18 protein-coding genes and 1 pseudogene are annotated in these 18,958 nt (G+C 48.0%); 8 read left to right on the top strand and 11 right to left on the bottom strand.

The genetic code is table 11. The features are described from left to right. Nucleotides 1-102 precede the first annotated feature (102 nt). Nucleotides 103-1,224 carry a sensor histidine kinase gene (locus THEAM_RS04690; protein WP_013537683.1) on the bottom strand — a complete coding sequence of 374 codons (1,122 nt, stop codon included), beginning with the start codon at nt 1,222-1,224 and terminating at the stop codon, nt 103-105. After that, nucleotides 1,221-2,540 carry a sigma-54-dependent transcriptional regulator gene (locus tag THEAM_RS04685; protein ID WP_013537682.1) on the bottom strand — a complete coding sequence of 440 codons (1,320 nt, stop codon included), beginning with the start codon at nt 2,538-2,540 and terminating at the stop codon, nt 1,221-1,223. The genes THEAM_RS04690 and THEAM_RS04685 overlap by 4 nt, the downstream gene beginning before the upstream one ends. Nucleotides 2,541-2,661: 121 nt before the next feature. Between THEAM_RS04685 and THEAM_RS04680 the strand changes: the two genes are divergently transcribed. The 4 genes from THEAM_RS04680 to THEAM_RS04665 are packed head-to-tail and all read left to right on the top strand — an operon-like array spanning nt 2,662 to nt 8,865. Then, the gene (locus THEAM_RS04680) at nt 2,662-4,329 is read left to right on the top strand and encodes a dynamin family protein (RefSeq protein WP_013537681.1); all 1,668 of its coding nucleotides are present in this window, start codon (nt 2,662-2,664) and stop codon (nt 4,327-4,329) included. A gap of 1 nt (nt 4,330) precedes the next feature. Then, nucleotides 4,331-6,262, top strand: a complete 1,932-nt coding sequence (locus THEAM_RS04675) for a dynamin family protein (RefSeq protein WP_013537680.1) — start codon at nt 4,331-4,333, stop codon at nt 6,260-6,262. A 16-nt stretch (nt 6,263-6,278) separates the two neighbouring features. Next, on the top strand, nt 6,279-8,312 hold the full coding sequence (locus THEAM_RS04670; RefSeq protein WP_013537679.1) for a dynamin family protein: 2,034 nt from the start codon (nt 6,279-6,281) through the stop codon (nt 8,310-8,312). After that, nucleotides 8,305-8,865, top strand: a complete 561-nt coding sequence (locus THEAM_RS04665) for a hypothetical protein (RefSeq protein WP_013537678.1) — start codon at nt 8,305-8,307, stop codon at nt 8,863-8,865. The genes THEAM_RS04670 and THEAM_RS04665 overlap by 8 nt, the downstream gene beginning before the upstream one ends. 3 nt (nt 8,866-8,868) lie before the next feature. Here THEAM_RS04665 and hypD read toward each other — a convergent pair whose 3' ends face one another. The 9 genes from hypD to THEAM_RS09455 are packed head-to-tail and all read right to left on the bottom strand — an operon-like array spanning nt 8,869 to nt 16,177. Beyond that, nucleotides 8,869-9,930, bottom strand: coding sequence for a hydrogenase formation protein HypD (gene hypD, locus THEAM_RS04660; protein WP_013537677.1), 1,062 nt, complete (start codon nt 9,928-9,930; stop codon nt 8,869-8,871). Further along, nucleotides 9,931-10,701: an ABC transporter permease gene (locus THEAM_RS04655; RefSeq protein WP_013537676.1), complete on the bottom strand. Its 771-nt coding sequence runs from the start codon at nt 10,699-10,701 to the stop codon at nt 9,931-9,933. Then, nucleotides 10,701-11,690 carry a hydrogenase expression/formation protein HypE gene (gene hypE / locus THEAM_RS04650; protein WP_013537675.1) on the bottom strand — a complete coding sequence of 330 codons (990 nt, stop codon included), beginning with the start codon at nt 11,688-11,690 and terminating at the stop codon, nt 10,701-10,703. The genes THEAM_RS04655 and hypE overlap by 1 nt, the downstream gene beginning before the upstream one ends. Further along, nucleotides 11,690-12,511: a phosphatidate cytidylyltransferase gene (locus tag THEAM_RS04645; protein ID WP_013537674.1), complete on the bottom strand. Its 822-nt coding sequence runs from the start codon at nt 12,509-12,511 to the stop codon at nt 11,690-11,692. The genes hypE and THEAM_RS04645 overlap by 1 nt, the downstream gene beginning before the upstream one ends. Next, a complete protein-coding gene (uppS, locus tag THEAM_RS04640; protein WP_013537673.1) occupies nt 12,508-13,200 on the bottom strand; it encodes a polyprenyl diphosphate synthase in 693 nt (230 codons plus the stop codon). The genes THEAM_RS04645 and uppS overlap by 4 nt, the downstream gene beginning before the upstream one ends. An 8-nt stretch (nt 13,201-13,208) precedes the next feature. Then, complete coding sequence (locus THEAM_RS04635; RefSeq protein ID WP_013537672.1) at nt 13,209-14,090, bottom strand: methylenetetrahydrofolate reductase; 882 nt, start codon at nt 14,088-14,090, stop codon at nt 13,209-13,211. Next, on the bottom strand, nt 14,087-14,743 hold the full coding sequence (locus THEAM_RS04630) for a methylenetetrahydrofolate reductase C-terminal domain-containing protein (RefSeq protein WP_013537671.1): 657 nt from the start codon (nt 14,741-14,743) through the stop codon (nt 14,087-14,089). Before THEAM_RS04630 ends, THEAM_RS04635 begins: the two co-directional genes overlap by 4 nt. 13 nt (nt 14,744-14,756) lie before the next feature. Then, complete coding sequence (locus THEAM_RS04625; protein WP_013537670.1) at nt 14,757-15,605, bottom strand: peptidylprolyl isomerase; 849 nt, start codon at nt 15,603-15,605, stop codon at nt 14,757-14,759. 8 nt (nt 15,606-15,613) lie between these two features. Beyond that, complete coding sequence (locus THEAM_RS09455; protein ID WP_013537669.1) at nt 15,614-16,177, bottom strand: SurA N-terminal domain-containing protein; 564 nt, start codon at nt 16,175-16,177, stop codon at nt 15,614-15,616. Between the two features lie 116 nt (nt 16,178-16,293). On the opposite strand from THEAM_RS09455, the gene THEAM_RS04615 reads away from it, so the two are divergent. The 4 genes and pseudogenes from THEAM_RS04615 (at nt 16,294) to THEAM_RS04600 (ending at nt 18,956) form a co-directional block, all read left to right on the top strand. Next, nucleotides 16,294-16,827, top strand: a complete 534-nt coding sequence (locus tag THEAM_RS04615; RefSeq protein ID WP_013537668.1) for a YceD family protein — start codon at nt 16,294-16,296, stop codon at nt 16,825-16,827. Between the two features lie 4 nt (nt 16,828-16,831). Beyond that, nucleotides 16,832-16,939 (top strand): annotated as a pseudogene (rpmF, locus tag THEAM_RS09855) (50S ribosomal protein L32); the annotation flags it as partial. Nucleotides 16,940-17,032: 93 nt separating this feature from the next. After that, a complete protein-coding gene (gene plsX, locus THEAM_RS04605) occupies nt 17,033-18,025 on the top strand; it encodes a phosphate acyltransferase PlsX (protein ID WP_425478106.1) in 993 nt (330 codons plus the stop codon). Then, on the top strand, nt 18,015-18,956 hold the full coding sequence (locus tag THEAM_RS04600) for a beta-ketoacyl-ACP synthase III (protein ID WP_013537665.1): 942 nt from the start codon (nt 18,015-18,017) through the stop codon (nt 18,954-18,956). The genes plsX and THEAM_RS04600 overlap by 11 nt, the downstream gene beginning before the upstream one ends. Nucleotides 18,957-18,958 lie beyond the last annotated feature (2 nt).

The raw sequence follows: 18,958 nt of genomic DNA, 5'->3' as shown, positions 1-18,958 counted from the left end.
CAAGTTAAACCGACTGAAAAAGGCTGGCCAAAGAGGAGGGGGGTCGGAAAAATTTCCGAATCGGCGGGAGTGGGTCGGAAAATTTTCCGAAGCAGGCGGAAGCTACCTGAGGGGGAGCTCCACCCGGAAAACCGTCCAGCCCTTCTCTACCCTGGCAGAAAGGCTTCCGTTGTGGGCAAGGGCTATTCGGCGGGCGTTAAAGAGCCCGAGGCCGAATCCTCCCTTTTTAGAGGAGGAGAAGAGTTTAAAGGCGTCTTTAGGGAGTGAACCGGCGCTGTCGGCAACTTCAACCCTATACACATCTCGGAAGCTCCTACCGGTTATTTTCACGATGCGCTCGCCCCGGTAGGAAGAGAGAGCCTCTATGGCGTTCTTTAAAAGGTCGGAGAAGAGGGAGTAGAGCCTGTCTCTGTCTGCGAGAAGCTCGGCAGGCTCAACAGAAATCTCTATCTTAACGCCGTTGGCCTCGGCAAGGTCCTTAAACTTCTCTGCAACTTCCCGAAGGAGTGAGTCTATTCTAACGGGGGCCCGGTTCAACTTTAAAGGCCTTCGGAGGTCGGCCGTCTCCTCTATGTAACGGGAGAGAAGGGCAACTTCGCCTTTGAGCTTTTCAATGTAGGAGGCATCGCCCGTTTTCTCCAAACGGTACAGCAAGAGCCTGAAAGCGTTGAGCCTGTTCTTTACCTCGTGAAGTAGTGAGTGAATCACAAGGTTAATAGTGGAGAGGCGCTCCTTTTCCTTCTTCTCAAGCTCGAGGGCGATTTTCTCCTTGTAGAACTCCCGCATATACCAGAGCAACAGGGAGACCGACAGCAGAGAGAAGAAGATGAGGAAAAGAGAGGCCAGAAGTATGTGTTTGTTGAGCTCCTTAAGGTAAGAGGCATCTATGTAGAGGTTAAAGGTAAAAGGTTTCACCGAAAGGGTCACTTTGTAGTAGTCCTTCGAGATTTGAGAACCGGGGACTATAACTTCCCTACCCTCCAAAGAGAATGTAACCCCCTTTAAGAGCTTAGATTTCTCAAGGTAAACGCTTAAGGCTTCAACCGGGTCTCCGCCTGCGGCTATCGTCCCCTCCACAACGGAGCGAATCCGCGCAACCTCCTCATCTATGACAAGGCGGTAGAACTTCCCCAGCTCGCTGTGGAGGTAGTAGAGGTTGGCAAGGGCCGCCCCGAGAAGCAGAAAAAGGGCTACAACGGGAACTACAAAACGTTCCTTCCTCATATTCCGTACTTTTTCCTCTTATATCTTAAGGACTTTTCATCTATACCGAGAAGTTTAGCAGCTTTGGTCTGGACGTAATTGGTCCTTTTCAGGGCCTCTTCAATCATTCTTTTCTCAAACTGTGCCACCTGCTCCGGAAGGGGACGGGAGAAGTCAACTTCAAAAGAGGAGTGGCTGCTCTTTGAGCCCAAAAGGGCCTCTACGAGTTGAGGAGTTACCTCCCCTTGGGAGAGGACAACTATCCTGTGGATTAAATTCTCAAGCTCCCTGACGTTGCCGGGATAGGGATAGGAGAGCAAAAGGCTTAAAGCTTCCGGAGAGAGCTTCACCTCCTTTTTGTATTTATCCGAGTATTTCTCGAGGAAATGGCCTATGAGAACCGGAACATCTTCCGGCCTTTCCCGCAGGGGCGGAACCCGAAGGTTCAACACGCTGAGCCTGTAAAAGAGATCTTCCCTGAAAAGGCCTTCGGAAACAAGCCCTTCAAGGTCTCTGTTTGTTGCGGCAACTATCCTAACGTTGGAGCGGCGCAGCTTGGTATCGCCAACGCGACGGAACTCCCCCTCCTGAAGGAAACGGAGGAGCTTCGGCTGGAGTTCAAGGGGAAGCTCACCCACTTCGTCTAAGAAGAGAGTTCCCCCTTCGGCCTCCTCCACAAGGCCGGCCTTAGAGGAAGTTGCGCCGGTAAAAGCTCCCCTCTCGTAGCCGAAAAGCTCTGCTTCAAAGAGGTCTTTGGGAATTGCCGCACAGTTAACGGCTATAAAGGGGCCCTTGCGGCCGCTTTCCTTGTGGATGAAACGGGCCAGAAGCTCCTTGCCTGTTCCGCTCTCCCCTGTAATCAAAACCGGGGCATCACTCTTTGCAAAGAGAGAAGCCTGACGGACAACCTCCTCCATCTGCTTAGAGGCGTAAACGATACCGCAACACTCCTTAGAGGGCCTCCGAAGAGAAGCGAGCTGACACGCCTTAGCCACAAGATTTAAAAGGACTTCCGGCTCAAAAGGCTTGGTAACGTAGTGGAAAGCTCCCGCCTTAATAGCCTTAATAGCATCTTCCACGCTGCTAAAGGCCGTTATAACTATCACCTCTACCGCGGAGTCAAGCTCCTTCAAACGCTCTAAAAGCTCCAGCCCGCTCATACCCTCAAGGCGAACGTCTGTAACAACAACGTCAAAACGCTCCTTCTGAAAAAGCCTTAAGGCCCTCTCGGCACTCGGAGCGGAAGAAACGTTAAAACCCTCCTCACGAAGGAGCTCTACAAGAAGCTCCCTCTGAGTCGGGTCGTCTTCAACCACAAGAACTCTGCACTCCTGCAAGGCAACCCTCCGGAAACTAAAGGAATATTACCTCAAACACCACGTGCTCCGAAACCCCGGCTTATAACCCAAAATTTGGGTCATAAGAAACTTAAAGTTTTTTCCAAACAAGGAGGGAAAAATGATTCAAGAGTTGAAGGAAACAGCCGCAAAATACGGTTTAGAGACAATACTTCAAAAGCTGGAAAAGCTCGAGGCGCCCATACAAATCAAAATAGGCTTTTTGGGAGAGTTCAATTCGGGAAAATCGTCCTTAATAAACGCAATTCTCGGAACAAGAATACTGCCGACTATGGAAAAACCTACAACCAAGAACATAATCCATCTAATTCCGGACAAATCCGTTGAAGTTCCGGAGTTCTTTAAAGAAGAAAACGGAGAAATCATCAAAATAGAACCTCTGGAATTCCAGGAAATAGCACTGGGAAGAAAAGAAGGAGAAGCATTAGTAAAAATACCTGCCTTAGAACACCTTCCGGAAGGAATCGAAGTGGTCGACACCCCAGGAATAGCGTCACTCGAGAAGACCGACACAGAAATAACCTTTGGCTACCTTCCGGAACTCGATGCTGCCATTGTATGCCAAGATATAACTTTTGGAACAATCCCGGAATCGGTCCTAAAATTTCTTAAAAGACCCGATGTTAAACCCCTACTAAGTAAAACGCTCTTCGTGCTCACAAAAGCCGATAGAATTCCTCAGAAAGACATAGAAAAGGTAAAAAAACACGCCACAAAAGTAATCCAAACTCTCTTTAAAGAATTACAAATCCAAGAGAGAGTCGAAAACAAAATCTTTGTCACCTCGGCCAAAAGAGCCTTTGAAGGGGATAGCGCATCAATTGAAAGTTTCCTAAAAGGCTTACAGGAGGAAGTATTTAAGAAAAAAGAGATATTAGAAAAAGAGAGGCGCCTTAAAGAGGCAGCAAAAATTGCCAACGAACTTGCTAAGAGCCTTAGAGACCTGCTTAGCAAAACAGAACTTGATAACTCCCAAATAGACAGGGAGATAAATACCGTAGAAAATGAGCTTTACCAGATAGAAAAAGAAAAGAAAAAACTTCAAGAAGCTGTTACAGAAATAGCTGAGCAGGTTTTCTACATAGCAGAAAAACTTCTAAGAGCTCACAAAATGAATATAGTTTCAGCAGAAGATGAGGACGAGCTCAAACAAATCCTCTCCCAAATTGAAGAAGAATTCACAGATAGAATAAACAAGCTCATTGAAAGAAAGCTGAAACTATCTGAAGAGTTCTCATCGATAACCATTAAAGAAGCTGTTAATAGCATAAAAGAGCAGATAGCAAGCGAACTTAAAAAAATTGAAATCATAAAAGTAATTCTCACAGGAGTTTTAACAGCCATAGTTATCCCCGGAGCGGGAGCAGCAAACGCAGCCGAAGGTATAGCCGGTGCATTTATTTCAAAACTTGGAAAGATAGGTAAAGCAGTAGGGCTGGAGAAAGCAGGTAAGATTTTGGCCAAAGTGATTAAAAGTATTAACCCCGTAGAAATCATAGGGAATCCAGTAGCCAGAAAATACCTTGCCTCTAAGTACGATGAAATCGTTCCTCAAATCTCTTCCCTGATAAGCAACAGCATTGAGGAAGAATTAGAAAAAATCTTAGAGGATACCTTCAGTGAGCTTCAAGAGAAGGAAGAAATCAAAAAGGAAATTTTACTTCAACTGAAAGAGCAGAAACTCAACTCAATAAAGGAGCTAAACAAATACAAACAAGAACTCCTTCAGGATATTGAAAAAGTAGAAAAACTTGCAAGGGGTGTCTAAAGTGAGCAAGCAAGCCCAAACGAACAACATGCTACCTAAAGAGGAACAAAGGTTAACCAGGGAACTGGAAAAGCTTTTAGATGTTATTTCAATGTGTAGAGATATTAACAACGATTTCAGAAGGCAACAGTTTAGAAAAGAATTTGAAGAGATAGAGAAGAAAGCCTTAGAAGTTTTTAAACAACAGCTACTGCACCAGGAAAATAGAGGGAAAATCAACTTAACAATCATAGGAAACTTTTCAAGCGGAAAATCTTCGATAATAAACGCTCTTTTAGGTGATGATGTATGCGCAGTAAAGGTAAACCCTACAACATCTTCAATAACGCGTTTTATCTATGGGGAAGAAGAGAGAATATTTCAAATTCTATCGGACGGAACGAAAAAGGAGATAAGCAAAGAGAAATATCTTGAAAGCTCTCAACATAAAATCTCTAACATGGAAAAGACAGAGGTTGCCTTTTTTGAGTATCAGTATCCGTCTCCCCTGCTTGAAAATATTATTCTTTATGATACTCCCGGTTTTGAGAACCCCGAAAATAAAACCGACGAAATAGTAACTAAAACAGTATTTAAAGAGAAAGCAGACGCAGTTTTATTTGTCCAGGACATTTCAAAGCCGTCTCTTGAAGAAACAACCAAAAAAAGAATAGAAACGTTGAAAAAAGAGAAAGCAGATATCCCTTGGATTTTAGTCTTAAACAAAGCCGACATAGCTTCAGAAGAAAATATCAATACCGTCCTCAGCTTCTGGAAAGAAAACAACAACGGGCTATTTAACAAAGTAATAGTTTACTCTGCCAAAGCAGTGAGAGACCTTCAAACCATCGAGAGAGCCCAAAGGGAAATAGAGAGTAAAATAATCGATGCACTTTTAAAAAAGAAAACAGTATCAATATCCATTGAAACTGATAAGAAAAAACCACTTTTCAAGAAAAAGAGAACCTCTTCCAGGTCACAAAAGGTAGAGATAAAGTTAGAAACCGATGAGGGAACAGAAATATTTGAATATCAAACAGTAGGAGAAAGAGATAAAAAACTCTTTGAAGCTCATAAAAAACTTTTAGAGACTTTCAAAGAGCTTAGTTTGCAAAAAGAAGAACTCCTTGAGCGCAGAATTCAAAAACTTAAGAAAGAATTGGTTGAAGTTGCAAACAAAAACCTTGAAAAGGTTAAAGTCTCTCCTGAAGAATTTGAGCCAATTCAGGAACTCAAAGAAACCCTTAAATTTTTAAATTCCTTACAAGAAGAGGCCCGTTCAACGGTAATAAGAAATCCCAGAGCCGACTTAACAGCAATAGTAAAAGACGTTTTAGACTACTTAGAGCGGAAAAGAAAGCTTCTTAAATTAGACTCTACTCTTATAAAAAAGAGCAAAAAGGCAGTAAAAGAAGCATACTCAAATACCAGAGATAAACTCGAAGCCATAAGAGACTTTTTCACCCCTATAATTAACCATCTGGAAGGACAGCTTAAATCACTGGAAGCAAGAGGTAAAGAACAAGCAAAACATACAGGGGAAAAACTGCAGAAACTCAAAGATACCATTAATAGCATAAACAAATCCATTCAGACTCCTCAAAAACAAACTTCAAGAAAAACTAAAAGCAACTGCATAATTCTAAATACCAGGGATTTAGAGCTAATCAGGCAGGTAAAAAGTATATGGAAAGATGTATTAAAGGATGCTTTAGCAGCCGATAACGAACTATCACACAAGTCTAAGAGAAAATCAACCATTCTCGAAAAGTGGATTTTTCTTAAAGATGTCAAAAAGTTCCTCAAGAAAGAACTTAAGATAGATGAATACCTTCTGGACAAAGCTTTAAAACAGGCATTGCATCACGACCCTCGCGACCCTTACCCGACCTTTAGTGAAACCGTTAATTCATTTTTTGAGTATCTCGTTGAACTGATTAATGAAAATTACTAAAAACAGGGAGGAGATAATGCTAAAGGAATTTAAAAAAAGAAAGGCTGAGATTTTCCAGGCATACGATAAATTAGTCCAAGAAGGTATCGCTAAAAAAGAGGAGGTGGAAAGATGGAAAAGTGAACTTGACAGAGAAGAGTTTACAGTAAGTTTCTGTGGCCAAATTAAAGCAGGAAAGTCAACTCTGCTAAATGCCTTAATCTTCAGAAAGCCGGTTCTCCCTTCAAAAATAACACCTCATACAGCAAAACTCACACTAATCAAATACGGAGAAAAACTGAAATTTAAGGTTAACTTCTACTCTCAAAAAGAGTGGAAAGAGCTCCAGAAAGTAGAAAAAGACGGAGAAAAATATTTTGATAAATACCTTAAAGAAGAGGTAAACAAGAGAATTACAAAAGGTATATACCCTGACAGCGTTCTCGGAACTTCAAAGGAAATTAGAGAGCTTAAAGAGCTGAATAAGTTTGTAGGGGCCGATGGAGAGTACACTCCATTCGTAAAAGAAATAACAATCTACTACCCCAATCCCATACTCAAGGAGCTAACAATAGTAGATACTCCAGGAACAAACGACCCCAACCCTCTACGCTCTGAGGAGACGAAAAAGTGGATTAAAAACTCCAACGCCGTAGTCTACGTGGTGTATGCGGGACAGGCCTTTTCAGAGCCAGATATTGAGTTCATAAACGAATACCTGCTTACCGTTCCCCCAAACCTAATGGTATTTGCCGTAAACAAAATAGATACAGTAACAAGCATAGAAGAGGTAAAAGCCTGGGTAGAGTCAGTAAAAAATGACGAAAGGTTAAAAGTCAGAGGAATAATGCAGGATAAAGAGTCTATAGCGTTTGTAAGCGCCCTTGCAGGCCTTATAGAGCGAATGCTGAAAGATTGCGAAAAAGCAGGAATTGAGCCTGACGAGTGTATTCCTGAAGAGTTCCAGGAGCACGCCGAGGAGCTTTACGAGAAAGAGTTCTTAGACGAGGAAAAACACGGAATACCAGAGCTTGAAAGGGTAATAGAGAAGAAGCTAATTAAAACTAAAGGCCACTACCTCCTCTGCACCCACAAACAGAGAATTATCGGGCTTATAGACAGGAAAAGTTTAGAGGTTGAGAAAAACCTTAAAGCTAAAAGTGAACAGCTTAAAGCTTTAGGTCAGAGCAGAGAGGAGATTGAGAGAAAAATTGAAGAGCTTGAACAGGCCAGAAAAAAACTTAAAAAAAGCATAAAAATACTCAACGACAAAGCATTTGAGAATATAAACAGGTTTAGAAAATATGTAGACAAAATAGTTAACGAAGAGATAAGGCAGGGAAGAAGAAACATTGAAAGAATTGCAAAAGAGTTAGAGTCTGTGGACTGGGATGCAATTCCGGGAGAGGCTGCCTTCAGGATAAAGGCAACGGTAAACGAAATGTTCTCAAGGATTAAAAGCAAGCTCAGCGACAAGAATAAAGAGGCACAGGAATTTAAGCAAAATATGAATATCGCTTACGAAGAGTTCAAAAAGAATGCTAAAGGTTTAGGAGTTGATGTTTCTGATACTTTCGATTTCTTCCCGTTCAACACGATTTTTGCAGAAAGTATGGCTGAAGTTGAAGAGGAGTTAGCAGAACAGGAGAAAGAACTATACTATGAACTTGAGGAACTTAAGAAAGAATGCAGTAATTTAGCAAAAAGCTTTATCAGATTTCTAACTTTCGGATTAGTTGACGGCGGAAATAGAAAGAAGTTTATTGCCAAGATAAAAAACAGAAGCCTTATTTTTATAGAAAAATCGTTAAGAGGACTGCCTAACATTATAAAAAGGGCTTTTCGTGATGCAATTAGCCAGAAGTTTGAAGAAGTTGGAATGGTAATTGCAAATAGAATAGAAACTGTCAGTAAGGCCCTTGGAATGCTCCTGGAAGAAGAAGAGAGCGTAGAGAAAGCTTCGGCAAGGTTAAAAGAAGAAGTGGCGAAGGTGGAAAAGGAGCTCCAGCACCTTCAGGAAGTCAAAAAGCAGCTATCAAACCTTATAAAAGTGGAGTGTGGCCATGTGTAAGCTCTTCAAGAAAAAGGGGGAGGATAAGATGGGTATCTTAGAAGCTTTACTCATCCTGCTTATAGGCGGAATTCTGGGCTACACAGTCTGGCGTAAAGCAGAGTCAAACTCACAAAAACGTTTGGGAGAAAAACCTTCTAAAGACAAAGCAACAAGGAACATCAGTGATAAAAAAATAACGATAAAGGAAGAGACACAAAAGTGGTTTGAGAAGAAATATAAGGAATGGTATCAGAGCTTTTTGAGTTACTATCTGGAAGAAGTTGCCACTGAAAAGTCCATTCCCGTAACAAAACTCAGTAAGTTTAACGAATTTCTGAAAAAGAGAGGGCTTAAAAAGGCCTTCATAAAGCCTTCCGTTGGAGCATTTTTAGACTACACAGGTGAAAAGAACAAAGCTATAAAAGAGTTCCTCCAAAAGCAAAACTTCCCCATAAACCACCCCGACGAGCCAAGAAAAGACCTGGAGGAGTTCATTAAACAGAAGGCCAGGAAAGAGGCCGAGAAGATAGTAGAGGAATTCCTAAGGCAGGAAGGAGAAAACGACCAGTAGCTCCTACCTGCCGAAGCGGTACCATATATTGCAAGCGCCCTCCATGGAGACCATACACGGACCTTTCGGGTCCCGGGGGGTGCAGCCTTTACCGAAGAGTTTACAGTCGGTTGGGTAGGCCTTCCCGAGGACAATCCGGTCGCAGATGCAGCCCGGAATTTTCTCCTCCTGAATTTCGGGTAGGTTGAAGACAACTTTGGCGTTAAGGTGGTTATATTCGGGGCGGAGCTCAAGGCCGGAGTCCGGTATGTAGCCGATGCCGCGCCAGTTTACTGCAGTTTTATAGAAGTATTTGTACATAAGCTCCTGGGCCCTTTTATTCCCCTCGGGCTTAACAACGCCTTTGTAAACGTTTTCAAGCTCTGCCCTGCCCTCTTTCAGCTGAAGGAGAATGCGTGCTATTGCAAGCAACAGGTTTTCCGGTTCAAAACCGGCAACAACGGTGGGTATTCCATACTTTTCGGGGAAGACTCTCCAGGCATTTGCCCCTACGATTGTTGAAACGTGGCCGGGAGCCACAAAGGCATCTACTCCAACTTCTGAGTCTTTTACGAGCAGCTCCATTATTTCGGGGGTAAGCTTCTGGGAAGTGAGAAGGTAGAAGTTATCGGGAACCCCCATTTCAAGTAGGGCTGCGGTAGGAGCGGTAGTTGTTTCAAAACCGATGGAGAAGAAAACAACGTTCTTATCGGGGTTCTGCTCGGCAATTTTAAGAACCTCGTGGGGTGCAGAAACCATTTTGTAGTTACCGCCGTTGCTCCTGATGGAGCCGATTCTGGTGGGAACCCTGAGCATATCGCCGTAGGTGCACAGAATGGTATCGTCCCGCTTCGAGAGGTTTATGGCGTTTATAACGTCGCTCTCGGAGCAGACGCACACCGGGCAACCGGGGCCGGGAACGAGCTCTATAGTTTCGGGCATTAGGGCCCTCATTCCGGAGTGGGTTATGGTGTGCTCGTGGGAGCCGCAAACGTTCATGATTTTTACTTTTCTGTCCTTGGGGGCAAGGGCGTGTATCGCCTTAACAAGCTCCTGTGCGCTAAGGTTAACGCCTAACTCTACCATTTAAGCCTCCAGTTTGAGTCCGGATGTGTAGATAAGGGAAAAGAGGGCAACAGCGGGAACAAAGGTAAACTGAAAAACCATTGTGCTAAGTATAGCAAACTGAAACAGGGCAGCCTTTAGAGGGAAGATGCCCGCCACAAGTAGCCCAACCATAACGCCGGGAATGTGAACTATTCCGGCAGAGCGGAACATGTCCCTGACGGGAACGGTTATGTCGTCTATGAGGGAGCGGAAGAGGAATTTGAAGACTTCAACGTCGGAGGCTCCCAGGGCAAACATTCCAAGCAGAACGTCTGAGAGAGCTTCAACCTTAGACTTAAAGTACTTAAAGGCCAGGGAGAGGCTCCTCATACCGGCAGCAGTTACTATGCCAGCAAGGGGAATGAGGGAGTTGGGTTTCAAGGTGAGTAAACCGGCCAAGTACAGAAGCGTTAAAACCGCGGTTGTGATAAGGGATATGGTCGCAAAAACTATGAGGAAGACGCGTCTTTTGGGGTAGGCCTTAAGGGTGAACCTGCGGGCCGCTATGAGGGAGGCGTTGAAGTAAAAGAGCAGAACCACGGCGAAGTTGAGTGCTTCTACGTTGAGCTTCAGGAGGTAGAGAATAACGAAAGCTACGGCAATCAGTTGAACAAGGGAGAGGAGGGAGGAGGTGAGAAGCTCCCTCCACATACCCACAGAGAACTTCCTGTCGAAGAGTATCACCAGAAAAACGAGGAAGTAGGAAAAAAGCAGGGTCAGTATAAGGTGTTTGTTTAGAAGCTGCTCCATCAGCATATCCTTGGAAGCGGGTCCTCTTCAAGGAGCTCGAGCCTGCGGATACCACCCACCCTCGTTTTAAGGAGAACCTGCGGAAAATCTGTTACCCTACCTATAACGGCAGCGTGTTCTCCAAGGGGGTGGGATTTCAGAAGCTCCAAGGCTTTGTCGGCATCCTCTTCGGAAACTACAACAACGGCCTTGCCTTCATTGGCAAGGTACAAAGGGTCGTAGCCGAGCATATCACAGATGAACTTAACTTCGTCTCTGACGGGAAGGGACTCTTCCCACAGCTCAACGCCCAAACCGGAAGACTCGGAAAACTCAATGAGAACAGTGGCCACACCTCCGCGGGTAGGGTCCCTCATAAAGCGGAGGCCGGGCAGCTCAAAAAGGGGAGTGAGAAGGCCGTTTAAAGGTGCACAGTCGCTCTCAAGGGGAGTTTCAACTTCAAACTCTTCCCGGGCAAGGGATATGGCTATTCCGTGGTCTCCGAGGTAGCCGGTAACTATCACGAGGTCGCCCGGTTTGGCAAGGGAGGGGGAGAGCCTTCTCACCACCCTACCAACGCCGGAGGTGTTTATGAAAACGCCGTCGCACTTTCCCTTCTCAACAACTTTAGTATCGCCGGCAACTATCGAAACACCGGCACTGCGGGCAGTTTCGGCCATAGAGGCAACGATACGCTCAAGGTCTTTTAAGGGGTAGCCCTCCTCGATTATGAAGGCGGCCGTTAAGAACTTAGGCTCTGCACCGCTAACGGTTAAGTCGTTAACCGTTCCGGCAACCGAGAGCTTTCCGATATCCCCTCCCGGGAAGAAGTGGGGCTTTACAACAAATGAATCTGTTGTAAAGGCAAGCTCGGAGCTGCCGAGGTTCAGGTACGAAGCGTCCGAAAGGGTGTGAAGCTCCGGAGAGCCGAAGTACTTAAGGAACAGGTTCTCTATCAGCTCCCTGGTGAGCTTCCCTCCGCTTCCGTGGCCGATTTCTACAAACTCCATCAAACACCCCCGAGAAGTAGTAGTAAAGGTGCAACGGCAACGGCACTGTCGAGCCTGTCGAGCACACCTCCGTGCCCGGGAATCGTGGAGCCGGAGTCCTTAACTCCGAACAGCCTCTTCAGAGCGCTCTCAAGGAGGTCTCCCAGCTGAGAGACCACCGTAAGGAAAAAGAGTATGAACAGGGCGGTGATTCCGGGCTCAAGGATACCAAACTTCAGGGCAACGGGGAAGGAGAAGAGCGTCCCGAAGAGAGAGCCGCCCAGTGCCCCCTCAACGGTCTTCTTGGGGCTCAAGGAGGGAACTAACTTCCTCCTGCCGAAGTAGCGGCCCACCAGGTAGGCAAAGGTATCGGTAGACCAGACAAGGGCAATCAGGAGCAAGAAGAGGTGCTTGGGAAGGAGGGCAATGGAGACGAACCCGAATGAGAGGTAAACGAGGAAGTAGAGAACCGGAAAGAAGTTCCGGGGGAGCTTCATCCCGTAAAGGGCAAAGGCGGCAAGGAGAAGGGTGCCGAAAATCGCAGGGACCGAAAGGAGCAGCTTGTAAAAAAGTGTGCTCGTGTGGAAGAGAACCGCAAAGGTGGAAAAGTAGTAAGAGAGCAGGGCAACCGCCTTTTCAATATTCACGGCAAACAGGAAAAGCAAGGAGAAAAGGAGTATCCCCAGAGGTGAAAACTCTTCGAGCTCTGCCATCTGAAAGAGCTCTATAACGGCAACAACACCGAGCAGGTAAACGAGAACGTAGAAAAGGGTAGGAGGGCCGAAAACCATAAGGGAGGCGTAAAGGACCACAAGGAGTGCACCAAGTAAACGCTCTCTCATTTCAGCCCGCCGAAACGTCTCTCCCTGCGGGAGTAGTCTAAGAGGGCCTTTTTAAACTCCTCCTCGGTAAAGTCGGGCCAGAGGGTCTGGGTGAACCAGAGCTCCGTGTAAGCCGACTGCCAGAGGAGAAAGTTGGAGATTCTGAGCTCCCCGCTGGTTCTTATGAGAAGGTCAAGGTCCGGGAGTTCGGGAAGGTAAAGGTACTTCCTGAGCGTATCCTCGGTGAGCTCCCTTTCACCGGCGGCCACGGCCCTGTTAAAGGCGTCTAAAAGCTCCTGGCGGCCGCCGTAGTTAACGGCAAAAACGGCGGTCATTCCGGTGCAGTGGGCGGTCTGCTCCTCCATCCAGGCAAAACCCTCTCGAAGGTAGGTGGGAAGCTCCCAGAGCCGCCCCATAGCCCTAAAACGGACGTTGTTCTCGAGGAAGAGGTTCAACTTGCTCCTTACGTACTCGTACATAAGGTGGAAGAGGAAGTTTACCTCCTCCTTTGGCCTCTTCCAGTTCTCCGTTGAGAAGGCAAAAAGCGATAGATAACGAATTCCGATGTTGCTTGCCGCTATAACTATCCTCTCCGTAGTTTGAGCACCGACTCTGTGGCCCTCTATACGGGGTAGCCCCCTGCGCTTTGCCCACCGGCCGTTTCCGTCCATAATGATGCCAACGTGAACAGGTAGGTTCTCTATCTCCATACCAGGCCTCAGAAACGGTGGTTGTAAGGACTGCTGTTTCTCAGATAGTCTATAAAGCGGGCGAGCTGGTCGGGTCTACCGGTAAGCATAAAGTGAACCCCTCCCGCAAATTCCGTTACCGCCTCTGCAAGCTCAAGGATAAACTCCCACCCGTACCGGGCCGGGTCCCGAGAGCGCTCAAGGCCCTCAAGGAGGGAAGGGGGAACGGAGCCCGGGTTTAGTTTCTCTATAAAGGAGGCCATTTTCAAGCTCTTTACCGGAAGCAGACCCACAATGGGAACTGCGCCGGCCTCCCTTATCTGGCTGCAGGCCCTTTGGGCAACTTCAAGGCTGTAAACCGGCTGAGTCTGGATGAAACGGGCTCCGGCTTTTACCTTCTTTTCAAGCTTAAAAAGTTGCAGGCGTTCCGGGCCTGCAAAAGGGTTGAAAACGGCACCTATGAAGAAGTCGGTCGGATGGTCTATCTCCTTGCCGTTGAGGAGCTTCCCCCCGTTCAAAGAGGAGGCGAGCTCTATAAGCTGAACCGAGTCAAGGTCGAAAACCGGCTTTGCATCGGGCTGGTCGCCTAAGGTGGTGAAGTCTCCGGTCATAAGGCAGAGGTTCTCAAGGCCGAGTGCCCAAGCCCCCAAGAGGTCTGCCTGAAGGGCTATTCTGTTCCTGTCGCGGCAGGTAAGCTGAAGAACCGGCTCAAAGCCGGCATCGAGGAGGAGCTTCGCCGCCACAAGGGGAGACATCCTGACCATAGAGCGCTGACAGTCGGTAACGTTAAAGGCGTCAACCTTGCCCTTTAGCGGCTCAAGGGCTTCAAGTGAGAAGACCGTTCCCCGAGGGGGTGCAACCTCGGCGGTTATAACGAACTTTCCGGCCTCTAACTTCTGCCTGAAGCTCAATCCCTCTCCTCCAAGTGAAGCCTTCGGGGGTAAACGGAACGGGAGTGGTCCCTTGCAGGAACGCTCTCTCTAAGCCTGTCAAGCTCCCCGAGCTCCTCCATCCGCTGGGAAATTTTAAACCAGATACAAGGAACAGAAGGGTCAACTTCACACTTACCGGCTATGGCACCGCCGCAAGGGCCGTTTACGAGGGACTTTGGACACCTGGCAACCGGGCAGATACCGCCGGTATCAGAGATAACACAGTCGCCGCAGGCTATACAGTACTCGTCAAAGTAGCGCCGCTCCCTCTCAACCCCGATGAAAAGGGTTGTAACGCCGGTCTTCACCGGAATTGAAACGTTCTCGGCTATCAGCTGGGTGCCGGCACCGCAGGCAAGGGATAAAACGGCATCCGCCTTCTCCGATATCTCCCTGAGCAGGCTCTTCTGGGGAGAGTCTATCTTCTCGAGGATACAGGTGCCTCCGGGGCTCTTAACGCCGACAACTTTTATCCCGTGAAGCTCAAGGTAACCCGCAACCTTGTAGGCTTCGCGTAACCCTCCGTTTCTGCACCTACCGGAGCCCAGCTGACAGCCCACAACGAAAACTTTCGAGTAAGGTTTAAGCTCCTCGAGAATCTGAAACATCGGCTTCAGCTTAACCGTAACCAAAAACCACCTCCGGTTACATGTAAACCTTTACGCTGGCGCTCCTTTTCAGGTTCTCTATGTACTCCTTGAGGGCCTTCTGAAAACGCTGGGCAAAGAGCTGCTCACGGAGCTTCTCCCTGTTACACTGCCCCCTTTTCTCGCCCTTAACGTAAACTATGTAGTAACCGTCTTTCAGGCGAACGAGCCTGTAAGAGCCCGGTTTAATACTCCAAACAACCCGGTCGAGGGGTTTAACCAACATACCGGGAGAAACGTATCCAAGGTAACCGCCGTTCTGAGCGGTCATCGGGTCCTGGGAGAGCTCCCTCGCAACCTTCTGAAAGGGAACACCGTTTGCAAGGAGCTCCATAGCTTTCTCGGCATCGGCCCTGTTCTTCGTGTAGATGTAGTAAACCTCCCTCTCGGGTTTACCCTCAACTTTTAAGCAGAGTTTATCAAGCTCAATGTCGGAAACTTTCACCTTGGAGCGAACGTCCCTCGCTATGAGCTTGGCCACTATGAGCTGGTCTTTTACGCTCTCCTCTACCCGGGAGAAAGGTATCCCTTCCTTCTCGAGGGCCTTTTTAAACTCTTCAAGGCTCTTAAAGCCGTTCTTCCTGGCAAGTTCAAGGAGGGCCGTCTTAAGCTCCTTATCGGAAACGGAAATCCCTTCCGACCTTGCCTGGGTAAGGAGAATCTCCCTCTCTATGAGCCTGTCGAGGGCAACTCTTAAGTTGTTTATGTGGTTTTCACGGGCAAACCGGACAACATCGCTGTAGAGAATCGGCTGGCCGTTTACAACGGCGGCTATGTAATCTACAACCTTAGCCTGGGAAGTAAGGGGCAACAAGAACAAACAGAGTAAAAGGAGAAACCGCTTCATGGCGCCTCCTACTTAGCAGAGCCGGAGCTTCCGTAAATCTTAACCTTAGCGTGGGCCTCAAGGTTCTTCACGTAGTTCTCAACCGCCCTGTTAAGGGCCTCCTGCTCCTTCTGCCTCTTAAGGTTCTCCATTATAAACGGCTCAACGGCCGAGAAAGGAACCTGCTTTCCGGTGGCATCGGTAAACATCTTCTTGTTCTTCTCGTAGAAGGCTTTTGCCTCCTTCTTCGTAACCTCTACCTTGGGAGGTTTTACGTGTTTAGAGAGGAGGTATTGAACCAGAAGGCGTTTCTTTATCTGCTCCAAACGGCGCTTAAAGGCGGGGTCGTTCTCAAGACCCTCTTTAAGGGCTTCCTGGTAGAGGAGCTCCTCCTTAACCAAGTTCTCGAGCATCCGTTTCCTGAAAGTGGGGTTGTTCTTGAGGGTGTGGTACTGGGGAGGGAGAGAGTCGATTGCGGCGTTAAGGTCTTTGTCTGTAATCTTCTTCCCGTTTACCTCGGCAAGGACCTTTGCGGATGCGGCAGAAGAGGTTGCAACAACAAGGGTTAGAAGTGCTACGGTCAGCTTCTTCATTTAATCCTCCGGTAGTTTGTTCCTCTAAAACATAAGTAAAGCCGGGGCCGATTGCAAAAAGGGAAGCCAAGCATAATTTTATGCTCCGAATTTTCAACCCTATTTAAGGTGAAGCCGTGAAGCGGAAGATAAACCTCAACGAAGTTACGGCTAAAGAGCCGATAAAGGTTAAAACCCAGATACAGTCGTCGCAGGTGGACCTTCCGAAAGAAGAGGTCAGCAAATCCTCGCCGTTTAACCTCGAGATAGAAGTGAGGAGGAAACCGGTAGGCTACGACGTTAAAGGGAAAGTTACAGGCGAGGTCGAGCTGACCTGTAGCAAGTGCAACAAGAAGTTCACCCACAAAGTTGAGCAGCCGTTCCACTACGAGCTTATGCCCACCTCCGAAATAGGCGGAGGGCAGATAAAGAAGGGAGACCTTGATATAAAATTCTCCGACGAAACCGTAATGGACCTTGCGGAGGTGGTTAACGAACAAGTCCTGCTGAACCTGCCGGTAAAGCCGGTTTGCAGCAAGGAGTGTGAGGAGAGCACAATCAGCTTCTCCGTAGGGGAAGAGGAGCAGGTAAAGGAGAAGACCGAAAAGGAAGTGGACCCCAGGTGGGCAAAGCTGAAAGAGCTTCAAAATAAACTCTCAGAAAAGGAGTAGCGCGATGGCAGTTCCCAAGAGAAAAGTATCAAGGACCAGAAGGGACAAGAGGAGAACCCACTGGAAGGCCAAGAACCCCGCAATCTCCGTATGCCCCAACTGCTACAACCCGAAGCTCCCCCACAGGGTCTGCAAGTACTGCGGCTACTACAAAGGGGAGACCGTAGTAGAGGTTGAGGAGTAGATGAAGGTAGTCCTCGACGCAATGGGGGGAGACTTTGCCCCCCGCGTCCCCGTTCTCGGAGCGGTTCAGGCTGCCAAGGAGTTCAACACCAGCGTTATACTGGTAGGCAACGAGAAAAAGGTAAAAGAGGAGCTGAGCAGGCTCGACTACCCGAAAGAGCTCATAGAGGTCGTCCACGCAGAAGACGCCGTCCCGATGGAAGAGCAGCCCTCAAAGGCTATCAAGAGGAGGAACTCCTCCCTCCACGTGGGCCTGAACCTGGTAAAGTCGAAGGAGGCAGACGCTTTTGTCAGTGCCGGAAACACCGGTGCGGTTATGGCGGTTGCCCTGTTTACCGTGGGAAGGCTCAAGGGAGTAGACAGGCCGGCAATATCGGCGATACTCCCCAACCTTAAGGGCCACACCTTCCTCCTTGATGTTGGAGCAAACGTAGACTGCAAGCCCCACCACCTGCTCCAGTTTGCGGTAATGGGAAGCGCCTACGCAAAATACGTCCTCGGCGACGAAAACCCGAGGGTGGGCCTTCTGAACGTGGGAGAAGAGGAGGGAAAGGGCAACGAGCTGACGAAAGAGGCCTATAAGCTCCTCAAGAGGGCAAGGGAAAAGGGCCTGAACTTTGTAGGGAACGCGGAAGGAAGGGACATCTACTCAGGCGACTTTGAAGTTATAGTGTGTGACGGTTTTGTTGGCAACGTCTGCCTGAAGCTGAGCGAAAGCCTCGCCAAAATACTGGCAAAGATACTGAAAGAGGAGATAGAGAGACACTTTATATCGAGAATAGGGGCCATAACCCTCAAACCTGCAATAAAGAGCTTCAAACGCAGAATCGACTACGCCGAGTGGGGCGGTGCACCGCTCCTGGGTATAAAGGCACCGGTTATAATCTCCCACGGAAGCTCCAACGCAAAAGCGATAAAGAACGCCATAAGAACGGCGGGACAGTTCGTAGAGAGCGACCTAAACGCCCACATAGAAAAAGAGATAGAAAAATACGGGAAGGCCAATGGGGATTAAAATCGTCTCAACGGGCTCTTACCTGCCCGACAAGGTGCTTACGAACTTCGACCTTGAGAAGATGGTAGACACCTCCGACCAGTGGATTACCACAAGAACCGGGATAAAAGAGCGCCGAATCAGCGAAGGCGAAACAACATCCGACATGGCCGCAGAAGCGGCCCTCAGGGCCCTCAAAGGAAGAGACCCCAACCAAGTGGAGCTGATAATAGTAGCAACGGCAACCCCCGACGCCTTCTTCCCCTCTACGGCCTGCAAAGTCCAGGCAAAAATAGAGAACAAAAGGGCCGTTGCCTTCGACCTATCTGCGGCCTGCACCGGCTTCATCTACGCCCTCTACACGGCCGACTCCATAATGAGAAGCAAGGGGGTCAAAAGGGCCCTTGTAATAGGGGCCGAGCGCTTCTCGAAGATAGTCAACTGGAAGGACAGGACAACCTGCATACTCTTCGGAGACGGCGCAGGAGCAGTTGTCTTAGAGCAGAGCTCCGAAGAGGGGATACTGGGGTTCGACCTGGGAGCCGACGGCTCGTACGGTGAACTCCTTGCGGTTGCATCGGTCGGCTCAAACGAAGAGCCTCCCCACTACGTAAAGATGAAGGGAAATGAGGTCTTCAAAGTGGCGGTGAGGACAATGGTTGAGTCGGCCCAGAGGGTTCTTGAGAAAACGGGGGTGAAGCCGGAAGAGGTGAAGCTCCTGGTTCCCCACCAGGCCAACGTAAGGATAATAAACGCAGTTGCCGAAAGGCTGGGCATCCCCACCGAGAAGATATTTATAAACCTCAATAAATACGGGAACACCAGCGCCGCCTCCATTCCGATAGCCCTCGACGAAGCCGTTAGAGAAGGGCGAGCCAAAGAGGGCGACCTTGTCCTCATGGTGGCCTTTGGAGGAGGCTTTACCTGGGGAGCCTGCGTGGCAAGACTGTAGTT

This window comes from Thermovibrio ammonificans HB-1 (assembly GCF_000185805.1).
Classification (GTDB): Bacteria; Aquificota; Aquificia; order Desulfurobacteriales; family Desulfurobacteriaceae; genus Thermovibrio; species Thermovibrio ammonificans.
The sequence above is the reverse complement of the archived record's forward strand: the minus strand, read 5'-3'. Positions and strand labels throughout refer to the sequence as shown.